The organism is Glycomyces sp. NPDC049804, from assembly GCF_040674615.1.
Classification (GTDB): domain Bacteria; phylum Actinomycetota; class Actinomycetes; order Mycobacteriales; family Micromonosporaceae; genus Glycomyces; species Glycomyces niveus.
The window spans coordinates 34,282-54,112 of record NZ_JBFAMQ010000021.1 but is presented as its reverse complement, the minus strand read 5'-3'; the positions used below and the strand labels follow the sequence as shown (position 1 = coordinate 54,112).

General features: G+C 70.2%; 18 protein-coding genes and 1 pseudogene. 8 read left to right on the top strand and 11 right to left on the bottom strand.

Features of this window, described 5'->3' with window-relative positions; translation table 11 throughout:
* Positions 1–321: 321 nt before the first annotated feature.
* Entirely contained in the window at positions 322–549 is a 228-nt protein-coding gene (locus tag AB0K52_RS23415) for a DUF3107 domain-containing protein (RefSeq protein WP_363536154.1), read from the bottom strand.
* Positions 550–825: 276 nt separating this feature from the next.
* Positions 826–1,455 carry a TetR/AcrR family transcriptional regulator gene (locus AB0K52_RS23410; protein ID WP_363536151.1) on the bottom strand — a complete coding sequence of 210 codons (630 nt, stop codon included), beginning with the start codon at positions 1,453–1,455 and terminating at the stop codon, positions 826–828.
* Between the two features lie 173 nt (positions 1,456–1,628).
* Between AB0K52_RS23410 and AB0K52_RS23405 the strand changes: the two genes are divergently transcribed.
* The 6 genes from AB0K52_RS23405 to AB0K52_RS23380 all read left to right on the top strand — a co-directional run bounded on the left by AB0K52_RS23405 (position 1,629) and on the right by AB0K52_RS23380 (position 8,861).
* Positions 1,629–3,620, top strand: a complete 1,992-nt coding sequence (locus AB0K52_RS23405; protein WP_363536148.1) for a hypothetical protein — start codon at positions 1,629–1,631, stop codon at positions 3,618–3,620.
* Between the two features lie 5 nt (positions 3,621–3,625).
* Positions 3,626–4,612: an alpha/beta fold hydrolase gene (locus AB0K52_RS23400; protein WP_363536146.1), complete on the top strand. Its 987-nt coding sequence runs from the start codon at positions 3,626–3,628 to the stop codon at positions 4,610–4,612.
* A gap of 68 nt (positions 4,613–4,680) precedes the next feature.
* Positions 4,681–5,526, top strand: a complete 846-nt coding sequence (locus AB0K52_RS23395; protein ID WP_363536143.1) for a DUF3152 domain-containing protein — start codon at positions 4,681–4,683, stop codon at positions 5,524–5,526.
* Positions 5,527–5,625: 99 nt separating this feature from the next.
* Positions 5,626–6,804: an adenylyltransferase/sulfurtransferase MoeZ gene (moeZ, locus tag AB0K52_RS23390; RefSeq protein ID WP_363536140.1), complete on the top strand. Its 1,179-nt coding sequence runs from the start codon at positions 5,626–5,628 to the stop codon at positions 6,802–6,804.
* 169 nt (positions 6,805–6,973) lie between these two features.
* Complete coding sequence (locus AB0K52_RS23385) at positions 6,974–7,864, top strand: serine hydrolase (RefSeq protein ID WP_363536137.1); 891 nt, start codon at positions 6,974–6,976, stop codon at positions 7,862–7,864.
* 124 nt (positions 7,865–7,988) lie between these two features.
* Complete coding sequence (locus AB0K52_RS23380; RefSeq protein WP_363536134.1) at positions 7,989–8,861, top strand: hypothetical protein; 873 nt, start codon at positions 7,989–7,991, stop codon at positions 8,859–8,861.
* Between the two features lie 133 nt (positions 8,862–8,994).
* Here AB0K52_RS23380 and ahcY read toward each other — a convergent pair whose 3' ends face one another.
* On the bottom strand, positions 8,995–10,443 hold the full coding sequence (ahcY, locus tag AB0K52_RS23375; RefSeq protein ID WP_363536131.1) for an adenosylhomocysteinase: 1,449 nt from the start codon (positions 10,441–10,443) through the stop codon (positions 8,995–8,997).
* Between the two features lie 353 nt (positions 10,444–10,796).
* On the opposite strand from ahcY, the gene AB0K52_RS23370 reads away from it, so the two are divergent.
* A complete protein-coding gene (locus AB0K52_RS23370) occupies positions 10,797–11,831 on the top strand; it encodes a GNAT family N-acetyltransferase (RefSeq protein ID WP_363536128.1) in 1,035 nt (344 codons plus the stop codon).
* Positions 11,832–11,906: 75 nt separating this feature from the next.
* Here AB0K52_RS23370 and manA read toward each other — a convergent pair whose 3' ends face one another.
* The 5 genes from manA to AB0K52_RS23345 all read right to left on the bottom strand — a co-directional run bounded on the left by manA (position 11,907) and on the right by AB0K52_RS23345 (position 16,650).
* Positions 11,907–13,055, bottom strand: a complete 1,149-nt coding sequence (gene manA / locus AB0K52_RS23365; protein WP_363536125.1) for a mannose-6-phosphate isomerase, class I — start codon at positions 13,053–13,055, stop codon at positions 11,907–11,909.
* A 152-nt stretch (positions 13,056–13,207) separates the two neighbouring features.
* A complete protein-coding gene (locus tag AB0K52_RS23360) occupies positions 13,208–14,404 on the bottom strand; it encodes an SIS domain-containing protein (RefSeq protein ID WP_363536122.1) in 1,197 nt (398 codons plus the stop codon).
* Positions 14,405–14,571: 167 nt separating this feature from the next.
* The gene (locus AB0K52_RS23355; protein WP_205326859.1) at positions 14,572–14,745 is read right to left on the bottom strand and encodes a Trm112 family protein; all 174 of its coding nucleotides are present in this window, start codon (positions 14,743–14,745) and stop codon (positions 14,572–14,574) included.
* 3 nt (positions 14,746–14,748) lie between these two features.
* Positions 14,749–16,143, bottom strand: a complete 1,395-nt coding sequence (locus AB0K52_RS23350; RefSeq protein WP_363536119.1) for a phosphomannomutase/phosphoglucomutase — start codon at positions 16,141–16,143, stop codon at positions 14,749–14,751.
* 78 nt (positions 16,144–16,221) lie between these two features.
* On the bottom strand, positions 16,222–16,650 hold the full coding sequence (locus tag AB0K52_RS23345) for a DUF3499 domain-containing protein (RefSeq protein ID WP_363536116.1): 429 nt from the start codon (positions 16,648–16,650) through the stop codon (positions 16,222–16,224).
* Positions 16,651–16,771: 121 nt separating this feature from the next.
* Between AB0K52_RS23345 and AB0K52_RS23340 the strand changes: the two genes are divergently transcribed.
* Positions 16,772–17,203, top strand: a complete 432-nt coding sequence (locus AB0K52_RS23340) for a metallopeptidase family protein (RefSeq protein WP_208497065.1) — start codon at positions 16,772–16,774, stop codon at positions 17,201–17,203.
* A 333-nt stretch (positions 17,204–17,536) separates the two neighbouring features.
* On the opposite strand, the pseudogene AB0K52_RS23335 reads toward AB0K52_RS23340, so the two are convergent.
* The 3 genes and pseudogenes from AB0K52_RS23335 to AB0K52_RS23325 all read right to left on the bottom strand — a co-directional run.
* Positions 17,537–17,788: pseudogene (locus AB0K52_RS23335) on the bottom strand (WhiB family transcriptional regulator); the annotation flags it as partial.
* A 329-nt stretch (positions 17,789–18,117) separates the two neighbouring features.
* Entirely contained in the window at positions 18,118–18,639 is a 522-nt protein-coding gene (locus AB0K52_RS23330) for a hypothetical protein (protein WP_363536113.1), read from the bottom strand.
* A 7-nt stretch (positions 18,640–18,646) separates the two neighbouring features.
* On the bottom strand, positions 18,647–19,735 hold the full coding sequence (locus AB0K52_RS23325; protein WP_208497067.1) for a sugar phosphate nucleotidyltransferase: 1,089 nt from the start codon (positions 19,733–19,735) through the stop codon (positions 18,647–18,649).
* Positions 19,736–19,831 lie beyond the last annotated feature (96 nt).

Here is a 19,831-nt window from a genome sequence, read left to right as displayed (position 1 = left end):
CCCCAGCCGAGCGCCTTGCTAAGCTCCTGGCCGAAAGCAACATCTAACAGCAGTGTTGCCACCACCCCTAGAATCCGCCATTCGCCCCGGGCCTTCGCGGTCGCTGTGTTTACACACCCACGGTGCCGTGATTCTGGTTCACGGTCCGTCGCCTTCGCAGGCTCAGGCGCCGACCGTGCTGCGCTTTTTGTTCACGGTCCGTCGCCTTTGCAGGCTCGGGCGCCGACCGTGCTGCGCTTTTTGTTCACGGTCCGTCGCCTTCGCAAGCTCAGGCGCCGACCGTGCTGCGCTTTTTGTTCACGGCTCGTCGCCTTCGCAAGCTCAGGCGCCGACCGTGAAACCGACGGACCGCACGTTGGTCGCGGCGACCTCGACGTAGGCGATCTTCTCCACGGGGATGAACACCTGCCGGCCCTTGTCGTCTTCGAGACGGAGGACGCCGCCGTTCGTCACGGCCTGCTCGATCGTCTCGGACAGGTCCTTCGGCGACAGCTTGCTCTCCAACACCAGTTCGCGTGGGGCGTACTGGACACCGATCTTGACCTCCACGGGCCCTCCTCAATCGAAATACTGTGACGTCTCGGTGGCAAGACTACTCGCGGGCGCCGCCCGGGACCGGCGCGGCGCAGTGCGCCGAGAGCGAACGCGGCCGCGAAACGGACGTGGCGAGGCTCACGTGAGTTGCTTTGAAGGCGCTTCGGCTACCGGAGCTCTCCGCATTTTCGGGGGTGCTGCGTCGTTGCGCTCGGCTTCGCCTTCGCGCGGGGGCGCTGCTTTCCTTTACCCGTGCTCGGCTTCGCCTTCGCGCGGGGGCGCTGCTTTCCTTTACCCGTGCTCGGCTTCGCCTTCGCGCGGGAAGTGGGAGATCCCGCGCCAGGCCAGGGTGCTCATGAGCTGGATGGCCTCGTCCTTGGGGATGGCGCGGCCGGAGGCGATCCACTTCCGGGCGGAGATCTCGGCGATGCCGAGCAGGCCGGTGGCGAGGAGTTCGGCGCGGGCCTTGTCGACGTGGGTGTCGCCCATGATCGTCTCGGCCATGGCGGCCACGCAGTCGGCCTCCATCTTCAGGACCCGCTCGGCGACTTCGGGGTCGTTGCGCTGGTCGGATTCGAACACCAGGCGGAACGCCTCTCCCTGCGCGTCCACGAACTCGAAGTAGGCGCGCATGGCGCGGTTGACGCGCTCCTTGTTGTCCTCAGTGGACGAAAGGGCGTCGCGCACCTGTCCGACGAGTTCGGCCGCGCGGCCGTCGAGGAGCGCCAGGTACAGCTCGAGTTTCGACGTGAAGTGCTGGTACAGCACGGGCTTCGAGACGCCGGCGTTCTCGGCGATGTCGTCCATGGAGGTGCTGTGGTAGCCCTTCGACACGAAGACGTCCTGGGCGGCTCGCAGCAGCTGCGCCCGGCGTTCGCTCCTGGGCAGTCGGACCCGGCCCTCACCAGCGCTGTTCACCACGGCACCTCTCCTCGGCACATGTCGGCCATCCGTCAGTAGCCCGCTCTTGCGACCTGAACGAAGTTTACGGAAACCTGAATACAGTCTCCCAGCGTACGGGGGCGACAAACGCGGGTTCGAGTCACTGGGCACGCCACGGTACCTTGAGGGCGGGAATATGAAGGAGTTGTCTAGTGGTGTATGACCAGAACCGTCCGGATGAGCCGCAGCGTCCGAGCGGGGAGGAACGGGCCGCCCGCAGGCGCATCGGCAGGTCCTGGGGACCGCCGGCCGAGGAGGCTCCCGAGCCCGCCGAGGAGTCGCGGCAGGGGATGGGCCAGGCGCCCGAGCAGTACCGGTTCGACCCGGATCGGGGACGCCGCCACCGCTACAGCGAGGACCCCACCGGGCAGGTGCCGAACGTGCCCGTGGAGATCGCCGAGACCGGCCCGATGGTCCCGGCCACCCGCCGCCCTTCGCCCGGCGAGCAGTTCGAGCCGATCCCGCCCGCCCCGCAGCATTCCCAAGCGCCCCAAAGCTTTCCGGGCGACCAGCAGCAGCCCCAGCAGTCGCCGTTCGCGCCGCCCGGCGCGGACCAGCAGTACAGTGCGCCGCCCGGCGCGGACCAGCAGTACAGTGCGCCGCCCGGCGCGGACCAGCAGTACAGTGCGCCGCCCGGCGCGGACCAGCATTACAACGCGCCCCCCGGTCCCGACCAGCAGTACAGTGCGCCGCAGCCTGATCAGCAGTACAGCGCCCCTACCGCGCAGGATCAGGGCATGCCGCAGCAGCACCCCGGCTACAGCGCCCCGCCGCTGCCCGGCGACTACGCCGCCCCGCAGCAGCACCCCAACCAGGCTGCGCCGCAACCGAACCAGGAATTCAACGCGCCGCCCGGCATGAACCAGGAGTACGCGCCGCCCGGACCGAACCAGGAGTTCGCCGCCCCCAGCGCCAACGGCTCCGCCCCGGCCCAGGAGCAGCACGCGCTGCCCGCGCAGGACCCGAACGCTCCCGCACAGCAGTTCTACAGCGCCCCCCGCCAGATGCCGCCGAGCGCGCCGCCCGCGAACCCGCAGTTCGGCCCGCCCCAGGAGTTCGGCGTGCAGCCGGGCCAGCAGCAGGACTTCAGCGCCCCGCAGGAGTACCTCGCGCCCCCGAGCGCGAACGGCGCCGCCTCCGCGCAGGAGTACAGCGCCGCGCCCGCCACCCCGCAGGAGGCCCCGGCGCCTGAGGCGCCGCAGGAGCCGACCGCGCCGCCGCCGGTCCGCACCCCCGCGCCGCAGCAGCACACCGGCCCGATCGAGCTCCCGCAGCAGGCCGCGCCCCCCGCGCCGAGCGCGCCCACACCGCACGCGATCCCCAACGCGGAGCAGCAGACCGAGCAGTTCCCGATCGTGCAGCCCCCGGCGCCGGTCACCGAGGTCTCGCCCGCGGCGGTCCCCAGTCCGCCCGTCACCGAGCAGGCCCCGCTGCGCACGGCCCCGGCGAACCGCCCGCCGCTCGCCGAGCCCACGCCTCCCGCGACAGTAGAGAAAGACGTGAACGACCCCGAATCCGCGCGCCTCGTCGACGCCGTGCGCCAGGTCCCCGGCGTCCGCGACGCCTTCCACGTGACCGCCCCCGACGGGAACTCCAGCCTCCGCCTCGAACTCGAGGAGGGCGTCGACCCCGACGAGGTCCACGCGGTCGTCTCGGCCGTCGTCGCCGAGCAGCGCGCGGTCGAGCCCGGCCCCCAGACCGCCGACGAGCCGGAGGTCCACGACCAGGTCGAGTCCCCGTCCTCCGAGATCGAGGTCGCGAAGGTCGGCCCGGTCGAGCTGCGCCGCGTCGACATCGAGTCCGCCGGGCTCGAAGCCGAGGTCAGCGTGACCCTCGCGCTCGGCGACGTCGAGTCCACGGGCAAGGTCGCGGTCCCGCCGATCGACTGGCACATCCAGCACGCCGCCGCCGCGGCCACCGTCGAGGCCCTGCGCCCGCGCCTCGGCGCGAACGACGTCCGCGTCGAGGTCGAGCACGCCTCGATCGTCCCCACCGGGCCGGTGAAGACCGCCGTCGTCGTCATCCTCTGGCTCGACGGCCGCTCCGTGCGCCGCCTCTCGGGCGCCTCCGTGGTAACCGCCGAGCGCTCCCGCGCGGTGGTTTCGGCTACATTGGGCGCGCTGGCCGGTGAAGTGACACACTAGGTCCCATGAAACGGGCACGGCTTGCCGAGGTCGGAGAGATTCGCACTCCGGCCCGTCCGCACCCGCCGTTCCCGGGCATGGAGCACCAGCTCAGCCGCCGCCGGCTGTTCATCAGGCACACGCCGCCGACCGCGCGGGGCGCCGAGCCCGCCGTGTTCGTGCACGGGCTCGGCGGATCCTCGCAGAACTGGACGGACCTCGCGGACGCGCTCTCCGACCACCTCTCGGTCGACGCGATCGACCTGCCCGGGTTCGGGCACTCGGCCCCGGCCCCGCGCGTCACGGTCCCGCTCCTGGCGCAGGACGTGGCCGCGTGGATCGTCGAGTCCGGCCGCGCCCCCGTGCACCTGGCGGGGCACTCGCTCGGCGGGGCCGTCTCGGTCTACCTGGCCGCGACCCGCCCGAACCTGGTGCGCACGCTGACGCTCGTGTCGCCCGCGATGCCGTTCGCGAACCCGCGCCGCTCGCACCAGGCGCGGTACGTAGCGATGCTCGCGGTCCCGCGCATGGCGTGGTTCGCCGACCGGGCGATGAGGGGGCGCACGCCCGAGCAGGTCGTGGACGACATCGTCCTCGGCACCTGGGCCGACCCGGATCTGATCCACCCGCAGCGCCGCCGCGAGGCGATCGCCGAGGCCCGCCGCCGCCTCTCCGTCCCGTGGAACTCCCGCGCCTACATCCAGACCTACCGGGGCCTCATGGCCTCGTTCTTCCAGGCGTTCGTGCCGGGCACGCACTCGCTGTGGCGCCTCGCCAGGCACATCGAGTGCCCGACCCTGGTCGTGTGGGGCAAGCAGGACCGGGTCATCGACGTGCGCCAGGCCCCGCCCGCGGCCCTCGCGATCCCCGACTCGCGGCTGCTCATCCTCGACCAGACCGGCCATGTGGCGATGATGGAGCGCCCGCAGGCCGTGGCCCGCGCGATGGCGGCGATGTTCGAGGAGGCCCGGCAACCGTTGGACCCCACTGATAACGCTATGTCCGTATTGTGAACAAGAACCGCGCCACAGGAGACTCAGGTGTCGGCCCCCCGGAGCTCCGTCTGACTTAGACTCGCGGGGTGACTGAGGGACGGCTGGATCGCAAGCGCAGGCTTCGCAGGCGGCGCCGTCTCGTGTTCCTCTCGATCCTCGTCCTCATGGCGAGCGCCGGACTCTACTTCGCCTTCGGCGTCGGCGGTTCCGAGAAACCCCAGGCCCTGGACGAGGAGGAGCCGGTCGCCTCCCCGACCACGATCGCCGACCCCACCTCCCCTGAGCCCACCGCCCCCTCGCCCAGCCCCGAAACCCCGGTCACCCCGCTCTACTTCTCCGGCACCGGCACCTGGACCTACGCCCAACCCGTGAACAACGCGGTCGTCGGCGACTCGGGGACCCTCCTGCAGTACGACGTTGCCGTCGAGAACGGCCTCGAGCTCGACGCCGCCGAATTCGGCGCGTTCGTCAACGCCACCCTCGCCGACCCCCGGTCCTGGACCGCCGGAGGCGCATGGCGGTTCGAGCAGGTGCCCCAGGGCGCCGGCGCCGACTTCACGGTCTACCTCGCCAGCCCCGAGCAGCGCGCCTACCTGTGCGGCTCGCAGAACACGACGGTCTCGTGCCGCAACGGCGACAACGTCGTCATCAACTCGGCCCGCTGGATCACCGGCGTCGAGCACTGGGACGGCACCCTCGAGACCTACCGCCAGTACGCCGTGAACCACGAAGTCGGCCACCGGCTCGGCCACGGCCACGAGGTCTGCCCCTCCGAGGGCGAGCTCTCCCCGGTGATGGCCCAGCAGACCTACCAGCTCGCCGGCTGCGTCGGCAACGCCTGGCCCTACCCCGACGGCACGACCTACGTCTCCGGTCCCGCGGGCGACTACAACGGCCCCGACCTCCCGCCGGACGACTTCGTCGACCAGTAGCGTTCCGCCATATGGGACCAGCTGTCCCATGCGCGTGAAGAACCGCACACTGGGCTTCCCGGTGGAATATCCAGCCCGTGGACATGCATTATTGACCATATGAGTTTGCCGCCGCTGGTCGAACCAGCCTCTGAGCTGTCGGTCGACGAGGTGCGCCGCTATTCGCGCCACCTCATCATCCCCGACGTCGCCATGGACGGTCAGAAACGACTCAAGAACGCCAAAGTGCTCTGTGTGGGCGCGGGCGGCCTCGGGTCCCCCGCCCTGATGTACCTGGCCGCAGCCGGGGTCGGCACGATCGGCATCGCCGAGTTCGACACGGTCGACGAGTCGAACCTGCAGCGCCAGATCATCCACGGCCAGTCCGACATCGGCCGCCCCAAGTCCGAGTCGGCCGCCGCCTCGGTCCGCGAGATCAACCCGCACGTCAACGTCGTCATCCACAACACGGTGCTCGACAACGACAACGTGTTCGGGATCTTCGAGCAGTACGACCTCATCATCGACGGCACGGACAACTTCGCCACCCGCTACATGGTCAACGACGCGGCCGTGCTGCTGGGCAAGCCGTACGTGTGGGGCTCGATCTACCGCTTCGACGGCCAGGCGTCGGTCTTCTGGGCCGACCAGGGCCCGTGCTACCGCTGCCTCTACCCCGAGCCCCCGCCGCCCGGCATGGTCCCGAGCTGCGCCGAGGGCGGCGTGCTCGGCGTCCTCTGCGCCTCGATCGGCTCGATCCAGGTCACCGAGGCCATCAAGCTCCTCACCGGCATCGGCGACCCGCTCGTCGGCTCGCTCATGGTCTACGACGCGCTCGAGATGACCTACCGCAAGATCAAGGTCCGCAAGGACCCCAACTGCGCGGTCTGCGGCCCCAACGCCACGGTCACCGAGCTCATCGACTACGAGGACTTCTGCGGCTCGGTCACCGACGAGGCCGCCGAGGCCGTCATCGGCTCCACGATCACCCCGCGCGAGCTGGAGACGTGGATCAAGGAGGGCCGCGACATCGACCTCATCGACGTGCGCGAGCCCGCCGAGTACGAGATCGTGCGCATCCCCGGCTCCCGGCTGATCCCCAAGGGCGACATCGTCTCCGGTGCCGCGCTCGCCGATCTGCCGACCGAGAGGCAGGCGGTGTTCTACTGCAAGGCGGGCGTCCGCTCCGCCGAGGCGCTGGCCGCGGCCAAGGCCGCCGGCCTGAAGAACGCCGTCCACGTCCAGGGCGGCGTGCTCGGCTGGATCAACCAGGTCGACCCGAGCCTGCCCGCGTACTAGGGCGAACGGCATCGAAGGGCGTGCGGCTGCAGGCCGCACGCCCTTTCCGTACCTTCCGCAGTGCCATTTGGTTGCCTCGGCCTGATATGAGATTTCGAACCCCTGCCGGGCGCTGAATTCATTGATGGGGCATTGACTCACGCTTGACCGGTTCCGTACCCTCGCAAGGATGATCCGCAAAAGCGAAGCCACCTCCCGACGCCTCACGCCCACACGCCGCAACCTGCTCCGCATCGGCGTGCCCGCCGCCGTGCTCGTCGGCGGCGGGGCGATAGCCACCGTCGCCGCGAACGCCGCCGAGGGCGGCATCGGCTCGCTCTTCGGCCCCTCCCGCGAAGAGCTCGAGGCCGACCTCAAGACCCGGATCGACGACTACCTCGCGGGCACCGGCACCGCGATCGAAGCCTCCGTCGCGATCGAGCGCGGCGACCGGCACCTCGAGTACAACGCCGAACAGACCCACATCACCGCCTCCATCGTCAAGGCCGAGATCATGGCGATGGTCCAGCAGTACTGGGGCTCGGTCGACGCCATCCCCGCCGACCAGCGCGAAGACCTCGAGCTCATGATCACCGAGTCCGACAACAGCTCGGCGAGCGCGCTCTACAACTTCCTCGGCGGCGCCGCGGCCCTCGAGGCCGCCCACGAGCGCTACGGCCTCCAGAACACCACCGTCGACGCCCAGGGCCGCTGGGGCGTCGGCTGGTCCAGCGCGCCGGACCAGCTCATCATCACCGACCTCAACCTCTACGAAGGCGTCCTCGCCGCCGAGCAGGTCGAGCTCGCCCGCGAACTCATGGGCGCGGTCGTCGAAGAGCAGGCCTGGGGGATCTCGGCCGCCGCCAAGGAGGGCGAGACCGTCTGGCTCAAGAACGGCTGGGACGTGGAGTCGCAGCTCGACGGGCTCTGGGTCGTCAACTCCATCGGCGTGCTCGGCGGCGACGGCGACGACCCGGTGAAGCTCGTCGTCCTCACCAGCGGCGCGGTCGACGACGTCGAAGGCATCCCGGTCGTCGAGGAGATCGCCCGCATCGCCCGCGACGTCGTGGAGACCGAGTAGTCCGAACCGACTGCAGCGCAAGCGAACTGCGCGGGCGTCCGGCTCCGGCCGGGCGCCCGCCGCGCGTCCGGAGGAGACCGGGGCCACCTCCATTGCACGCGAGAGGGTCTCATACGCTTGCGCCATGACGCACGCCCCGGAACGACACCCCTTCATCCCCTCCCGGCGCACCTTCCTGCGCGCCGGCATCCCCGCCGCTGTGGCCCTCGCCGGCGGGACCGCCCTCTTCGGCGCCGCAACGGCTTCCGCCGCCGGGCCCACGGACACCGAGCTCTCGGCCGAACTCGCCGCGCGCGTCAAGACCTACCTGGCCACCACCGGGACGCAGACCATCGCCTCGGTCGCCGTCCAGCGCGGCTCGCGCCTCATCACGTCCAACAAGACCAAGATCCACGACACCGCCTCCATTGTGAAGATGGAGATCCTGCTGATGCTCCTGGAGAAGTACAACGGGATCAGCGCGATCCCCTCCAACATCCGCGAGCACGCCCGGCAGATGATCATCTGGTCCAACAACGACTCGACCACCAAGGTGTACAACCACCTCGGCGGCTGCAGCAAGCTCTCGGCGGCGCACACCCGCTACGGCCTGCAGTACACGAAGTCCTCCGCGGACTGCCGCTGGGGGCTCACCACCACCAACGTCACCGACCAGCTGAAGATCATCAACCAGCTCCTCTACAAGGGACGGCTCACGCAGGCCGAGGTCGACCACGCGCGCTGGCTCATGGGCGGCGTCGCCTCCTCGCAGGCGTGGGGGATCAGCGCGGCGGCGAAGACCGGCGAGAAGGTCTGGATCAAGAACGGCTGGGACTCCCGCACCTCGCTCGGCGGGCTGTGGGTCGTCAACTCGTGCGGCGTCATCAACGTGCCGAACCAGACCGCGATCCGCATGGCGATCCTGACCAGCAAGGCCCCCAACCACACCAAGGGCGTCGCGATTGTCAAGGAGATCGCCAAGATCTCCCGCTCGGTCATCAACAAGGCCGTGCTCTAGACACGCGGAAGCGGCCAGGACCGACGGGGTCCGGGCCGCTTCGCTTCGCTCAGTACCGGCTGTGCTGGCCGCTACCGTCCCTTCGCTTCGCTCAGTACCGGCTGTGCTGGCCGCTACCGTCCCTTCGCTTCGCTCAGTACCGGTAGTGGTCAGGCTTGAACGGCCCTTCCACGTCCACGCCGATGTAGTCGGCCTGCTTCTTGGACAGCTTCGTCAGCTTGACGCCGAGCGCGTCGAGGTGGAGGCGGGCGACCTCCTCGTCGAGCTTCTTCGGCAGGGTGTAGACGCCGATCGGGTACTCGTCGAGCTTGGTGTGCAGCTCCATCTGGGCGAGCACCTGGTTGGTGAAGCTGTTGCTCATCACGAAGCTGGGGTGGCCGGTCGCGTTGCCCAGGTTGAGCAGGCGGCCCTCGCTGAGCACGATGATCGAGTGCCCGTCCGCGAACTGCCACTCGTGCACCTGCGGCTTGACCTCGAGCTTCTTGATCCCCGGCTCGGCGGCGAGGCCGGCCATGTCGATCTCGTTGTCGAAGTGGCCGATGTTGCCCACGATCGCCTGGTGCTTCATGCGGCGCATGTGCTCGATCGAGATGATGTCGCGGTTGCCGGTGGTGGTGATGAAGATGTCGGCGTACTCGACCGCGTCCTCGAGGGTGAGGACCTGGTAGCCGTCCATCGCCGCCTGCAGCGCGCAGATCGGGTCGACCTCGGTGACGATGACGCGCGCGCCCTGGCCCCGCAGCGACTCCGCCGAGCCCTTGCCGACGTCGCCGTAGCCGCAGACCACCGCCACCTTGCCGCCGATGAGCACGTCGGTGGCGCGGTTGATGCCGTCGGGCAGCGAGTGGCGCACGCCGTACTTGTTGTCGAACTTCGACTTGGTCACCGAGTCGTTCACGTTGATCGCCGGGAACGGCAGGCGGCCTTCGCGCTCGAGCTCGTAGAGGCGGTGCACGCCGGTGGTGGTCTCCTCGGTGACGCCCTTGACGGCGGCGGCCTTGCGGGAGAAGCGGGTCGGGTCCTGCTTGAGTGATCGGGACAGCAGCGCCAGCACGACGCCCTCCTCCTCGCTCTCGGCGGAGGAGAGGTCGGGCACGACCCCGTCGGCCTCGAACTTGGCGCCGTTGACCACGAGCATCGTCGCGTCGCCGCCGTCGTCGAGGATGAGGTTCGGCTCCTCGTCGCCCCAGTCGAGGGCGCGCTCAGTGCACCACCAGTACTCCTCCAGGGTCTCGCCCTTCCAGGCGAACACCGGGACGCCCTGGGGCGCTTCGGGAGTGCCGTTCGGGCCGACCGCGATCGCGGCGGCGGCGTGGTCCTGAGTGGAGAAGATGTTGCACGAGGCCCAGCGGACGTCGGCCCCGAGCGCGGTCAGCGTCTCGATGAGCACGGCGGTCTGGATCGTCATGTGTAGGGACCCGGTGATGCGGGCACCCTCCAGCGGGCGGGACGCGCCGTAACGCTCGCGCAAGGCCATCAGGCCGGGCATCTCGTGTTCGGCCAGGCGGATCTCGTGGCGGCCGAAGTCGGCCAGCTTGAGGTCGGCGACCTTGTAGTCGTCGGCACGCAGCGTGTTCGTCATGGCAGAAATGCTACGCGCCACGCCCCTGAGACCTGAAGAACGCCACCGCGGCGGACGCCTGGAGCACTGAGGCGGACGCCACGGAAAAAAATTTTCCAGCAACGCGTGTTTCTGCTTGACACTGCCGAGGCTGTGGGTAATATTGCAGATACACAGCGTCACGGAGATGCGGGAGGGCCCACAGGGTCCAGAACCTTCACCGAGACGCCGGGGAATACCAAACCGGGGGGAGTGCCGGGCGGTCTGGGGTGGCCGCCCGGCACATTTTTGTGCGCTGGTCTTCGGGTGCACGGTGGCAAGCGTGGTCCTGAAATTCGTTTGCGCACCGTCCCGATCTGCGGGACAGTCGGCATGTGAGCAACCCTGACCTTCAGATCCTGCCGATCGATCCGCTGCGCCGCGACCAGGTCAACGGCTGGATCCGCGCCCAGCGCGCCGTCGTCGAGCACGACCAGCCCGGCGAACCGCTGCCGAGCCCCGCCTTCCAGCGCCTCCGGCTCCTGCTGTGGCCCGACTCCCTCGATGTCGAGCGATACGTGGCGGTCCAGGACGGCGAGGTCGTCGGTTCGCTCCAGTTCTCGATGCCGAACCAGGACAACCAGCACCTCCTCGAACTCGAACTCGACGTCCGCCCGGACCGCCGCCGCCAGGGCATCGGCACCCGGCTCGTGGAATTCACCGAGCAGCGCGCCGCCGAACTCGGCCGCGACACGATCCTCGCCTTCGCCGTCGACTCCCTCCCCGACGCGCCGCAGTTCGACCACTCGGGCCAGCATTTCGCCAAGGCCCGCGGCTACAAGACCGTCGACCAGGAGATCCACCGCCGAAACGACCTCACCCTCGTCGCCGACGACGAACTCGCCAGGCTCTACGCCGACGCGTGGGAGAAGGCCGCCGGATACGAACTGGTGCAGTGGACCGGGGCCTGCCCCGACGACATCATCGACGGGTACGCCGCCCTCAACGAGCGCATGTACACCGACCCGCCCATGGGCGAGGAGCTCGACATCCGACCCGCGGTCTACGACGCCGCGCGCATCCGCAACCTGGAGTGGACCACGGCCGAACGCGGCCAGGCCCGGTTCATCTCCGCGGTCGTCCACGTCGAGTCCGGCGAGGTCGCCGGCATGTCCGGCCTCGGCACCGTCCCCGGCGAGGAGCTGCACGCCTGGCAGGAGGACACGATCGTCGAGGAGAAGCACCGCGGCCACCGCCTCGGCATGATCCTCAAGATCGCCAACCAGCGCCTGCTGCGCAAGTACCGCCCGCAGATCCGCTACATCCACACCTGGAACGCCGAGGTCAACGACCACATGATCGCCATCAACGAGGCCATGGGCTACCGCGCCCTGTGCCGCGACCTCGACGTGCAGAAGAAGCTCTCCTGACACCGGGATTCCCGCGTTGCAATGGGAACCGGCCCCGGAGCACAGCTCCGGGGCCGGTCTTTCGCATTGGGGGTGTCAGGCGCTGGCGATGAACAGCTCGCCCGTGCCGCTCGCGACGATCGGGCCGGCGGTGCCCGCCGAGAACGCCGCGCGGCCGGGGGAGAGGGACACTTCGCCCTCGTCGTCCGCCACGGTGACGCTCCCGCCGGTGCTGAGGCAGATCCGCGGGCCGTCGATCACGACCGTCTGCGGCTCGCCGGTGAGCTCGACGCGGCGCAGCGCGAAGTCCTCGATCGGGACCGGCCACGAGCGCACCGGCCCGGCGTCCTCGATGAGGGCGCGCGGCTCGTCGATCGCGTTGAAGTCCAGGACCCGCAGCAGCTCGGGGACGTCGACCCGCTTGTTCGTCAGGCCGCCGCGGAGCACGTTGTCGCTCGCGGCCATGATCTCCACGCCGAAGCCCTTGAGGTACGCGTGCAGGTTCCCCGCGGGCATGTACACGCCCTCGCCCGGCTGGAGCGTGATGTGGTTGAGCAGCAGGCTCACCAGGACGCCCGGGTCGTCCGGGTAGGTGCGCGCCAAGTTCACCAGGTCAGCCGCGTCCTGAGTCGCGAGCTCGGCGGCCGCCTTCGCGGCGGCGTCGATGATGCCCCGGCACTCCTCGCGTCCCAGTCCCAGCAGGTCGGGCACGGCCCGGCGCAGCCCGGCCTTCGGGTCGCGCAGGGTCGCGGCCAGCGATTCGAGCTCGGGGACGCCGAGCGCCTCGATGTCGGCCGCGGCCTCGAGCGGGTCGCGGAAGCCGCACATCGCGCGGAACTCGGTGAGCGCCACCAGGAGTTCGGGCTTGTGGTTGTCATCCACGTAGTTGCGGTACGCGGCGTCGATGCCGATGCGCAGTTCGCGCTGGTGGCCCGAGTTGGCCTGGCGCAGGTTCGGGTGCGCCTGCAGCGACAGGGGCTTCCCGGCCGCGAGCAGCTTGAGCAGGAACGGGAGCTTGGGGCCGAAGCGGTCGAGGACGCGCTGGCCGAGCATCGCGGCGGGGGCCGACGCGATGGCGTCGTCGAGGGGCCGGCCGTCGTGGAGCGTCGAGGGCGCGCTGTGGTGGGCCCCGAGCCACTCCTCGGCTTCGGGAAGGTCGGCGGGCACCTCCCGGCCCTGCAACTGAGCGATGTCGACTTGCGATCCCCACGCGTAGTTGCGGATGACACCGTAGAGCCCCTGCACCGCCGCTCCTCACTGTTCGGGTTGAAGGCCTCAACTCTAACGGTTCGGCAAGCGCGGCCCGCCACCCCGGCCCGCCTGAGCACGGAATGGCGGAGGCCGCGCGCGGCAGTGCCGTGCGCGGCCTCGCAAGCCTTGCGGCCCTTGCGTTTCGGCTACTCGGAGCCGAGCATGGCGTCCTTCATCTCGGAGACGGCGGGGACGCGCATGGGGTCGAGGCCGTGCGCGAGCGCCAGGTAGACCGAGGCGAAGTCGGGGACGGCGATGAGGGAGGCGAGCCGCTCGAGGGCGCAGCCGCCCTCGGCGGGGAGCACGTCGCAGCGGACGCCGCGGCGGGCGGCCAGGTCGGCGACGGCGTCGGCGCGGCGCACGTCCGGCTTGGGGCCGGAGTCGTCGCCGTCGAGGCCGTCGTCGCGCATGAGCACGATCCGCAGGCGGGTCAGCTGGTCGTCGTCCTCGGGGTCGGCGAAGATGTCCGTCTGGCCTTCGGCGAGCGAGCCGAACACGCCGTCGAGGAGGCCCACGCGGCCGCGGCCGACCTCGCCGAGCTCGCCGGAGACAACGGGGTAGCGGGAGTTCGCGGCGAGCATGTCGCCGAAGCGGCGGGCGGCGACGCCCGCGAGCGGGCTCGAGCCCCACACGACCGGGATGGACCCGGCGAGGTTCATCGCCAGCTCCTTCGCCGGGTTGACGTACGCGTCGGCGTCGGGGCGGCAGCGCTCGGCGTCCTCGTCGAGCCGGCGGGCGGTCTCGGCGATGTCGGCCTCGACCAGGTTCACGAGCCCGAGTTCCCTGGCGGCCATGAGGACCGGGACGGTGAGCGCCCACAGGCTCAGGCGCGCGGGAGCGCGGCGCGGGACGGCCACGAACGAGGCGCGGGCGCGCTCGGCGAGCGCCTGCAGCTCCGAGTCGGGGGCGCCGATCGCGACGAGGCGCGCGCCGCGGCGGGCGGCGGCCTCGGCGGCGGCGAGCGCCTCGGGGCTGCGGCCTGAGGCCGAGACGGCGATGACGACGTCAGCGGCGCCGACCCAGCCGGGGACGCCGGCGGAGCGGTGGCCGAGGATCGGGACCGGGCAGCGGGGCCCGGCCACGGTGGCGAGGATGTCGCCGGTGCGCGCGGCGGTGCCGACGCCCGCGACCACGACCGCCCGGGGGCGGCCCTCTTCGGCGAGCGCGGTGAGGCCGGCGTCGGCGGCGAGCGCGGCGGACTCGCGCAGCTGCGGCCCGGCCGAGGCGAGCGCCCACAGGGCGCCGCCGGGCCGGATCGACTCGCTCAGGTCGCCTTCGATGCGGCGCTCGTCGGGGAGCCGGTCGCCGGTGATCCCGGCGAGGCCGTCGTCCTCAAGACCCATGCTGTAACTCCTCCTTGGCCTGCGGCCTAGACGGTTCGCTTCTTGCCGGGCGGTAACGGATGCACGGCTCGCGGGTTTCGCTGCGGCGGCTCGCTCTGCTCGGCCGCCGCTCGCGGACCGTGCCTCGCTGTGCGCGCACTACTCGGCCCGGAGGCCGAGCGGTGCGGTTATTCCGGGCCGTCGAGGAGCATCACGGGGATGCCGTCCTCGACCCGGAAGACCTTGGCGCACTCCGAGCAGGTGAGCGCGTTCGCCTCGCGGTCGTAGGAGAGCGGGGCGTGGTGCGGCTCGGGACAGCGCAGCAGCTCGAGGAGCACTGGCTTCGGCGCGGTGGCGGGCATGGGCTAGTTCCTTACGGTGCGGAGGATGTCGTCCCGCAGCAACTCCATGGACGCCTGGTCGGGGCCCTCGGCGTTGAGGCGCAGCAGCGGTTCGGTGTTGGACGGGCGCAGGTTGGCCCAGGAGCCGTCGGCGAGCGTGACGGTGAGGCCGTCGAGGCGGTCGATCGTGACGTCGTCGCGGGCGGCGTACTGGTCGGCGACCTCTTCGATCTTCGCGTGGGGGTCGGTGACCTTGGAGTTGATCTCGCCGGACGGCACGTAGCGCACGAACTCGTCGGCGAGTTCGGCGGCGCTGCGGTCGCCTTCGCCCACGGCCGCAAGGACGTGCATCGCCGCGAGCATGCCGGTGTCGGCGAACCAGAAGTCCTTGAAGTAGTAGTGCGCCGAGTGCTCGCCGCCGAAGACCGCGTCCACCTCGGCCATGACGGCCTTGATGTAGGAGTGGCCGACGCGGGTGCGCATCGGGCGGCCGCCGTGTTCGGCGACGATCTCGGGGACGGCCTTCGAGGTGATGAGGTTGTGGCAGATGGCGCTGCCGGGGTGCTTGGCGAGTTCGCGGGTGGCGATGAGCGCGGTGATCGCGGACGGGGTGACGGGCTCGCCGTCGGCGTCCACGACGAAGCAGCGGTCGGCGTCGCCGTCGAAGGCGAGGCCGAGGTCCGCGCCGATCTCCTTGACGCGGGCCTGGAGGTCGACGATGTTGGCCGGTTCGAGGGGGTTGGCCTCGTGGTTGGGGAAGGTGCCGTCGAGCTCGAAGTACAGCGGGTCGATCTCGAGGGGGAGCCCGGCGAGGAGCTGGTCGCCGAGGACGGCGGGGACGGTGTGGCCGCCCATGCCGTTGCCGGCGTCGACGACGATCTTGAGCGGGCGGATCTTGGAGAGGTCGACGAGGTCGCGCATGTGCTCGGCGTAGGCGGCGAGGAAGTCCTCCCTCGTGATGGTGCCGATGCGTTCGGGCTCCTCGATGATCGAGCCGACTTCCTGGCCGCCGTCGAGGATCGCCTGGGCCATGTCGCGGATGTCCGCGAGGCCGGTGTCGAGGCCGATGGGCCGCGCCGCGGGCAGGCACATCTTCAATCCGTTGTATTCGGCCGGGTTGTGGCTGGCGGTGAACATCGCGCCGGCGACGTTCCGCTTGCCCGCGATGAAGTAGAGCATGTCGGTCGAGCACAGCCCGGCCTCGATCACGTCGGCGCCCATCCCGGTCGCGCCGCGCGCGAAGGCCTCGGCGAAGCCGGGGCCGGAGTCGCGCATGTCGTGGCCGACGGCCCAGGTCTTCTCACCGGTGACGGCCACGGCCGCCGCGCCGATGGCCTCCATGACCTCGGGCGTGAGTTGCGAACCGACGAGTCCGCGCACGTCGTAGGCCTTCACGAATTCGCTGAGTTTGGGAGCCACTCAGTTGCCGCCTTTCCGGTGTTGCGGGTCCGGTGGGGAGACGTTCGGCACCCTCGCCAAGGCTTCCCCGTGACGAGACTAGCGCTGTAGGTCCTCGTCGCCGGACACCACCCGGAGGTGACGCCGGGCACCGACCTGGGGCGTGGAGGGGCGGAACCCTTGCCGCGGAGCCGTATCGGGCTCGAATTGGCCCCCGGGCCGCGGCGCGGGGTCGGGCTCGACCTCGTGCCGGTCGCCGACGGCGGCCTCCCGCACGGCGTTGGCCAGGGCGACCAGGTCGTCGTCGGTGGGCATGGGCACGGTGTAGTCGCCTTGGTGGCGGACCAGTTCCCAGCCGTGGGGCACGGTGAGGCGCCGGGCATGCGCATCACACAGGTCATAGCTGTGGGGCTCCCGAGTCGTCGAGAGCGGTCCGACCACAGCCGTCGAATCCGAGTAGATATATGTCAAAGTGGCCACCGCAGGCTGGCGGCAGCCGTTCCGGGAGCAACGCCGATCCGACCTCACTCCACGAAACTACCACTCGCTGTGGCGAAGTCAGCGGCGCTGAACTGTGGTCCGATGCGGAATTGTCCAGATCGGGATCACGGGGACCGAAATCGTCGGTCGCTAAGGCTATGGTTTCCCCATGCGCAGAGATCGACACGGACGGGGGATGCGGGGGCCGCTGGCGCCGCGCGCCCTGCCGCTGCGTCGCACGCCGGTCGAGCAGTTCGACACCCTGGTGATGGACTCGGTGGCCGAGATCGAGCGCCGCCTCGCGGATTCCCTGGGTTCGAAGTTCACCGACCTGCGGCACATCGAGTTCGCGGTCGACGAGGTCCCGCCGGAGTCCCAGCACTACGACGCGGACATCGTGGAGGACCGCGGGGTGCCGCTCTCGAAGCTGTACCCGGCGCAGCCGGGCACGGTCGCGGCGGCGCCGCGGATCGTGCTGTACCGCAGGCCGATCGAGCTGCGAGCCGAGGGCAAGGCGGAGATGGAGGGCCTGGTGCGCTCGGTGCTGGCCGAGCAGCTCGGGTCGCTCCTGGGGCTGCCGCCGGAGGACCTGGAGTTCTAGCCGTCCGGCCTCGACTTGGCATGGCGCAGGGGCGGGACTCCGACGTCCCGCCCCCGCCGCTCGCTCGTAGGGATGTGCTTACGCGGCGACCGGAATGCGCTCCTGCACCACCGGTTCCTCCGCGAGTTCGCCGATCGGAGCGGGCAGGCGGCCGCCGACCAGCTCCTCCAGCAGGCCCACCTGGCCGCCGATGCCGCTGCCGACCAGGACGGGCTCGGCGTGGCGCTGCTCGGCCGCGAAGACGACCTCGGACGCCAGCGCGGGGTTGATCATCGGGCTCGGGAAGCACACCACCACCGGCAGGCGCTCGGTGCGCCGCCGTGCCGCCTCGCGCGCCTGGCGCTTGATCTTGCGGCGCTCCCGCTCGGACAGCCCGCCCCAGATGCCGAAGCGCTCATCGTGGTCGAGTGCGTACTGCAGACAGTTCTCTTTGACCTCGCACCGCGCGCAGATGCGTTTCGCATCCCGCGTGGAACCCCCTTTTTCGGGGAAGAACGCCTCCGGATCGGTCTGCGCGCACAATGCGCGAGCCTGCCACTCCGGAACGTTACCCAACAGGTCGGCCAAGTAGTCACGGCCGTCCATATACGTCCGCCTCCTCGTTCGCGCACCGGTAGTACCGGTGCTCCCCCCTTGCAATCACTTGCGCTGCACCGGGATGCGGATGGCGGGCTGGACGCGTTACCTCCCCTGAAACGCGTACGGCCCTGCTGCGGACCCGCCGGCGGTCCGCTGTTGCCTGTCCTGCATTGGTCGTGCTTCTGGTGAAGCCCGGTGCCCGCGGGCGGCCTGCTGATGGGGCCGCACCGCCATTACTCGTCGCTATGGACGATGAGTGTTCATCGCTATTCGGTCACGGTTCGATATCAGACGATAGCGCACAGTGAACTGAATGATGGAAGGACCCCTCAGACTCACGCTTGTGGGGGACTTAACTTGACAGGTTCCGGAGTGGAGGATCGCTCGCGCTTTCCGTTCCATCGCACCAGGACAAGACCGATGCCGGCCAGTGTCAGCCAAGCCGTGTCGAGCAGCAGTCGCTCGACGGCGGCGCGGGTGTCGATGAAGACCTGCCCTTCCTCAGCCAATTGCCTGGCGTCGTCGAATCCGTACCGGGCTGCCGACAGTGCCAGCAGTACACCGATAACGAGGTAGGCGACATAAACGAGACGGGTAAGGCGGACACTCACCCGTCCGGGTCGCGTGTCGGGGGCGAGGAACGCCGCAACCGCTGGCAGGGCGACCGGGAGGATCGAGAAGAGGGTGCTCCGGGCGTCGTCGGTGAAGCCGATGCCGGCGGCCCGGCGGATCGTATCGTCGCGCGGGTCGAGGCCGACTCCGAAGAGCCACTGGGACAGGGCGACCGCGATGACGACGACCGCGATGGCGAGCAGGACGATCGCGAGGACCGACCGCTGGCGTGACCGGAGCTTCATGGCGCCATTAGACCAGATCGGTTCTATTGGCCTGCTTGAGTTCCTCGACCAGGCCCTTGACCTCCTGAGCCCGGTCCCTGGGGCACACCAGGAGCGCGTCCGGCGTGTCGACGATGATGAGGTCGTCGACGCCGACGGTGGCGACGAGCCGCCCGGCGGCCGGGACGACCACGTTCCGCTTGGACTCGGTCAGCAGCGCCTGCCCGGAGCCGCGCGGCTCGACGACGACGTTGCCGACCTTGTCGTTGGCCTTGAGGACCTGGCCGAGGGTGTTGTAGTCGCCCACGTCGTGCCATTCGAAGTCGCCGGGGACGACGCCGACCCGGCCCGCGGCGGCCGCGGGCTCCATGACGGCGTAGTCGATCGAGATCTTCTCGAGGGTCGGCCACAGCTGCGCGAACAGGGCCTCGCGGCGGTTGGAGTCCCAGGCGGCGGCGAGGGTGCGCACGGCGTCGTGGAGGGCGGGGCGGTGGCGCTTGAGCTCGGCGAGGTAGACGTCGACGCGCCACACGAACATGCCGGCGTTCCACAGGTAGTTCCCGGCCGAGACGTACTCGACCGCGGAGACCTGGTCGGGCTTCTCGACGAACGCGCCCAGCTGGTAGCCGGGGCCGACCGGCGGGCCGAGCCGCAGGTAGCCGAAGCCGGTGTCGGGGCCGGTGGGGGTGATGCCGATGGTCATGAGCAGGCCGGTCGCGGCCAGCTCCATGGCCTTCTGCACGGTCTTGGCGAAGGCCTCGCCGTCGAGCACGAGGTGGTCGGCGGCGAAGGAGCCCATGATCGCGGTCGGCTCGCGCTCGGCGATGACGGCGGCGGCGAGGCTGATCGCGGCGGCGGAGTCGCGGGGCGAGGGCTCGACGAGGATGTTGTCGCCGGGGACCTCGGGGAGCTGGCGGGCCACGTCGACGGCGTGCGCCGCGCCGGTGACGACGTAGACGTGGTCGGGGTCGGACAGCAGCCGGGCGCGCTCGACGGTCGATTGCAGCAACGACGAGTCAGTGCCCGTGAGGGGCAGCAGGAACTTGGGTCGTTGCGCGCGAGACAGGGGCCAGAGCCGAGTTCCGGAACCGCCCGCGGGGACCACCGCGTGAAGCATGCCAATAGTCTTGCATGCCGCTCCCACGTGCCCGTTCACCACCTGCGGCGGGGCCGGTGCGGTGACGCTGGAGTTGCGGCGGCGTGAAGAACCGGG

Bases quoted from the DNA above. Each gene is read 5' to 3' on its own strand.
- moeZ (WP_363536140.1), top strand. From the start codon at position 5,626: ATGAGTTTGCCGCCGCTGGTCGAACCAGCCTCTGAGCTGTCGGTCGAC.
- AB0K52_RS23385 (WP_363536137.1), top strand. From the start codon at position 6,974: ATGATCCGCAAAAGCGAAGCCACCTCCCGACGCCTCACGCCCACACGC.
- AB0K52_RS23380 (WP_363536134.1), top strand. From the start codon at position 7,989: ATGACGCACGCCCCGGAACGACACCCCTTCATCCCCTCCCGGCGCACC.
- ahcY (WP_363536131.1), bottom strand. From the start codon at position 10,443: ATGACGAACACGCTGCGTGCCGACGACTACAAGGTCGCCGACCTCAAG.
- AB0K52_RS23355 (WP_205326859.1), bottom strand. From the start codon at position 14,745: ATGCCCGCCACCGCGCCGAAGCCAGTGCTCCTCGAGCTGCTGCGCTGT.
- AB0K52_RS23340 (WP_208497065.1), top strand. From the start codon at position 16,772: ATGCGCAGAGATCGACACGGACGGGGGATGCGGGGGCCGCTGGCGCCG.
- AB0K52_RS23330 (WP_363536113.1), bottom strand. From the start codon at position 18,639: ATGAAGCTCCGGTCACGCCAGCGGTCGGTCCTCGCGATCGTCCTGCTC.
- AB0K52_RS23360 (WP_363536122.1), bottom strand. From the start codon at position 14,404: ATGGGTCTTGAGGACGACGGCCTCGCCGGGATCACCGGCGACCGGCTC.
- AB0K52_RS23325 (WP_208497067.1), bottom strand. From the start codon at position 19,735: ATGCTTCACGCGGTGGTCCCCGCGGGCGGTTCCGGAACTCGGCTCTGG.
- AB0K52_RS23400 (WP_363536146.1), top strand. From the start codon at position 3,626: ATGAAACGGGCACGGCTTGCCGAGGTCGGAGAGATTCGCACTCCGGCC.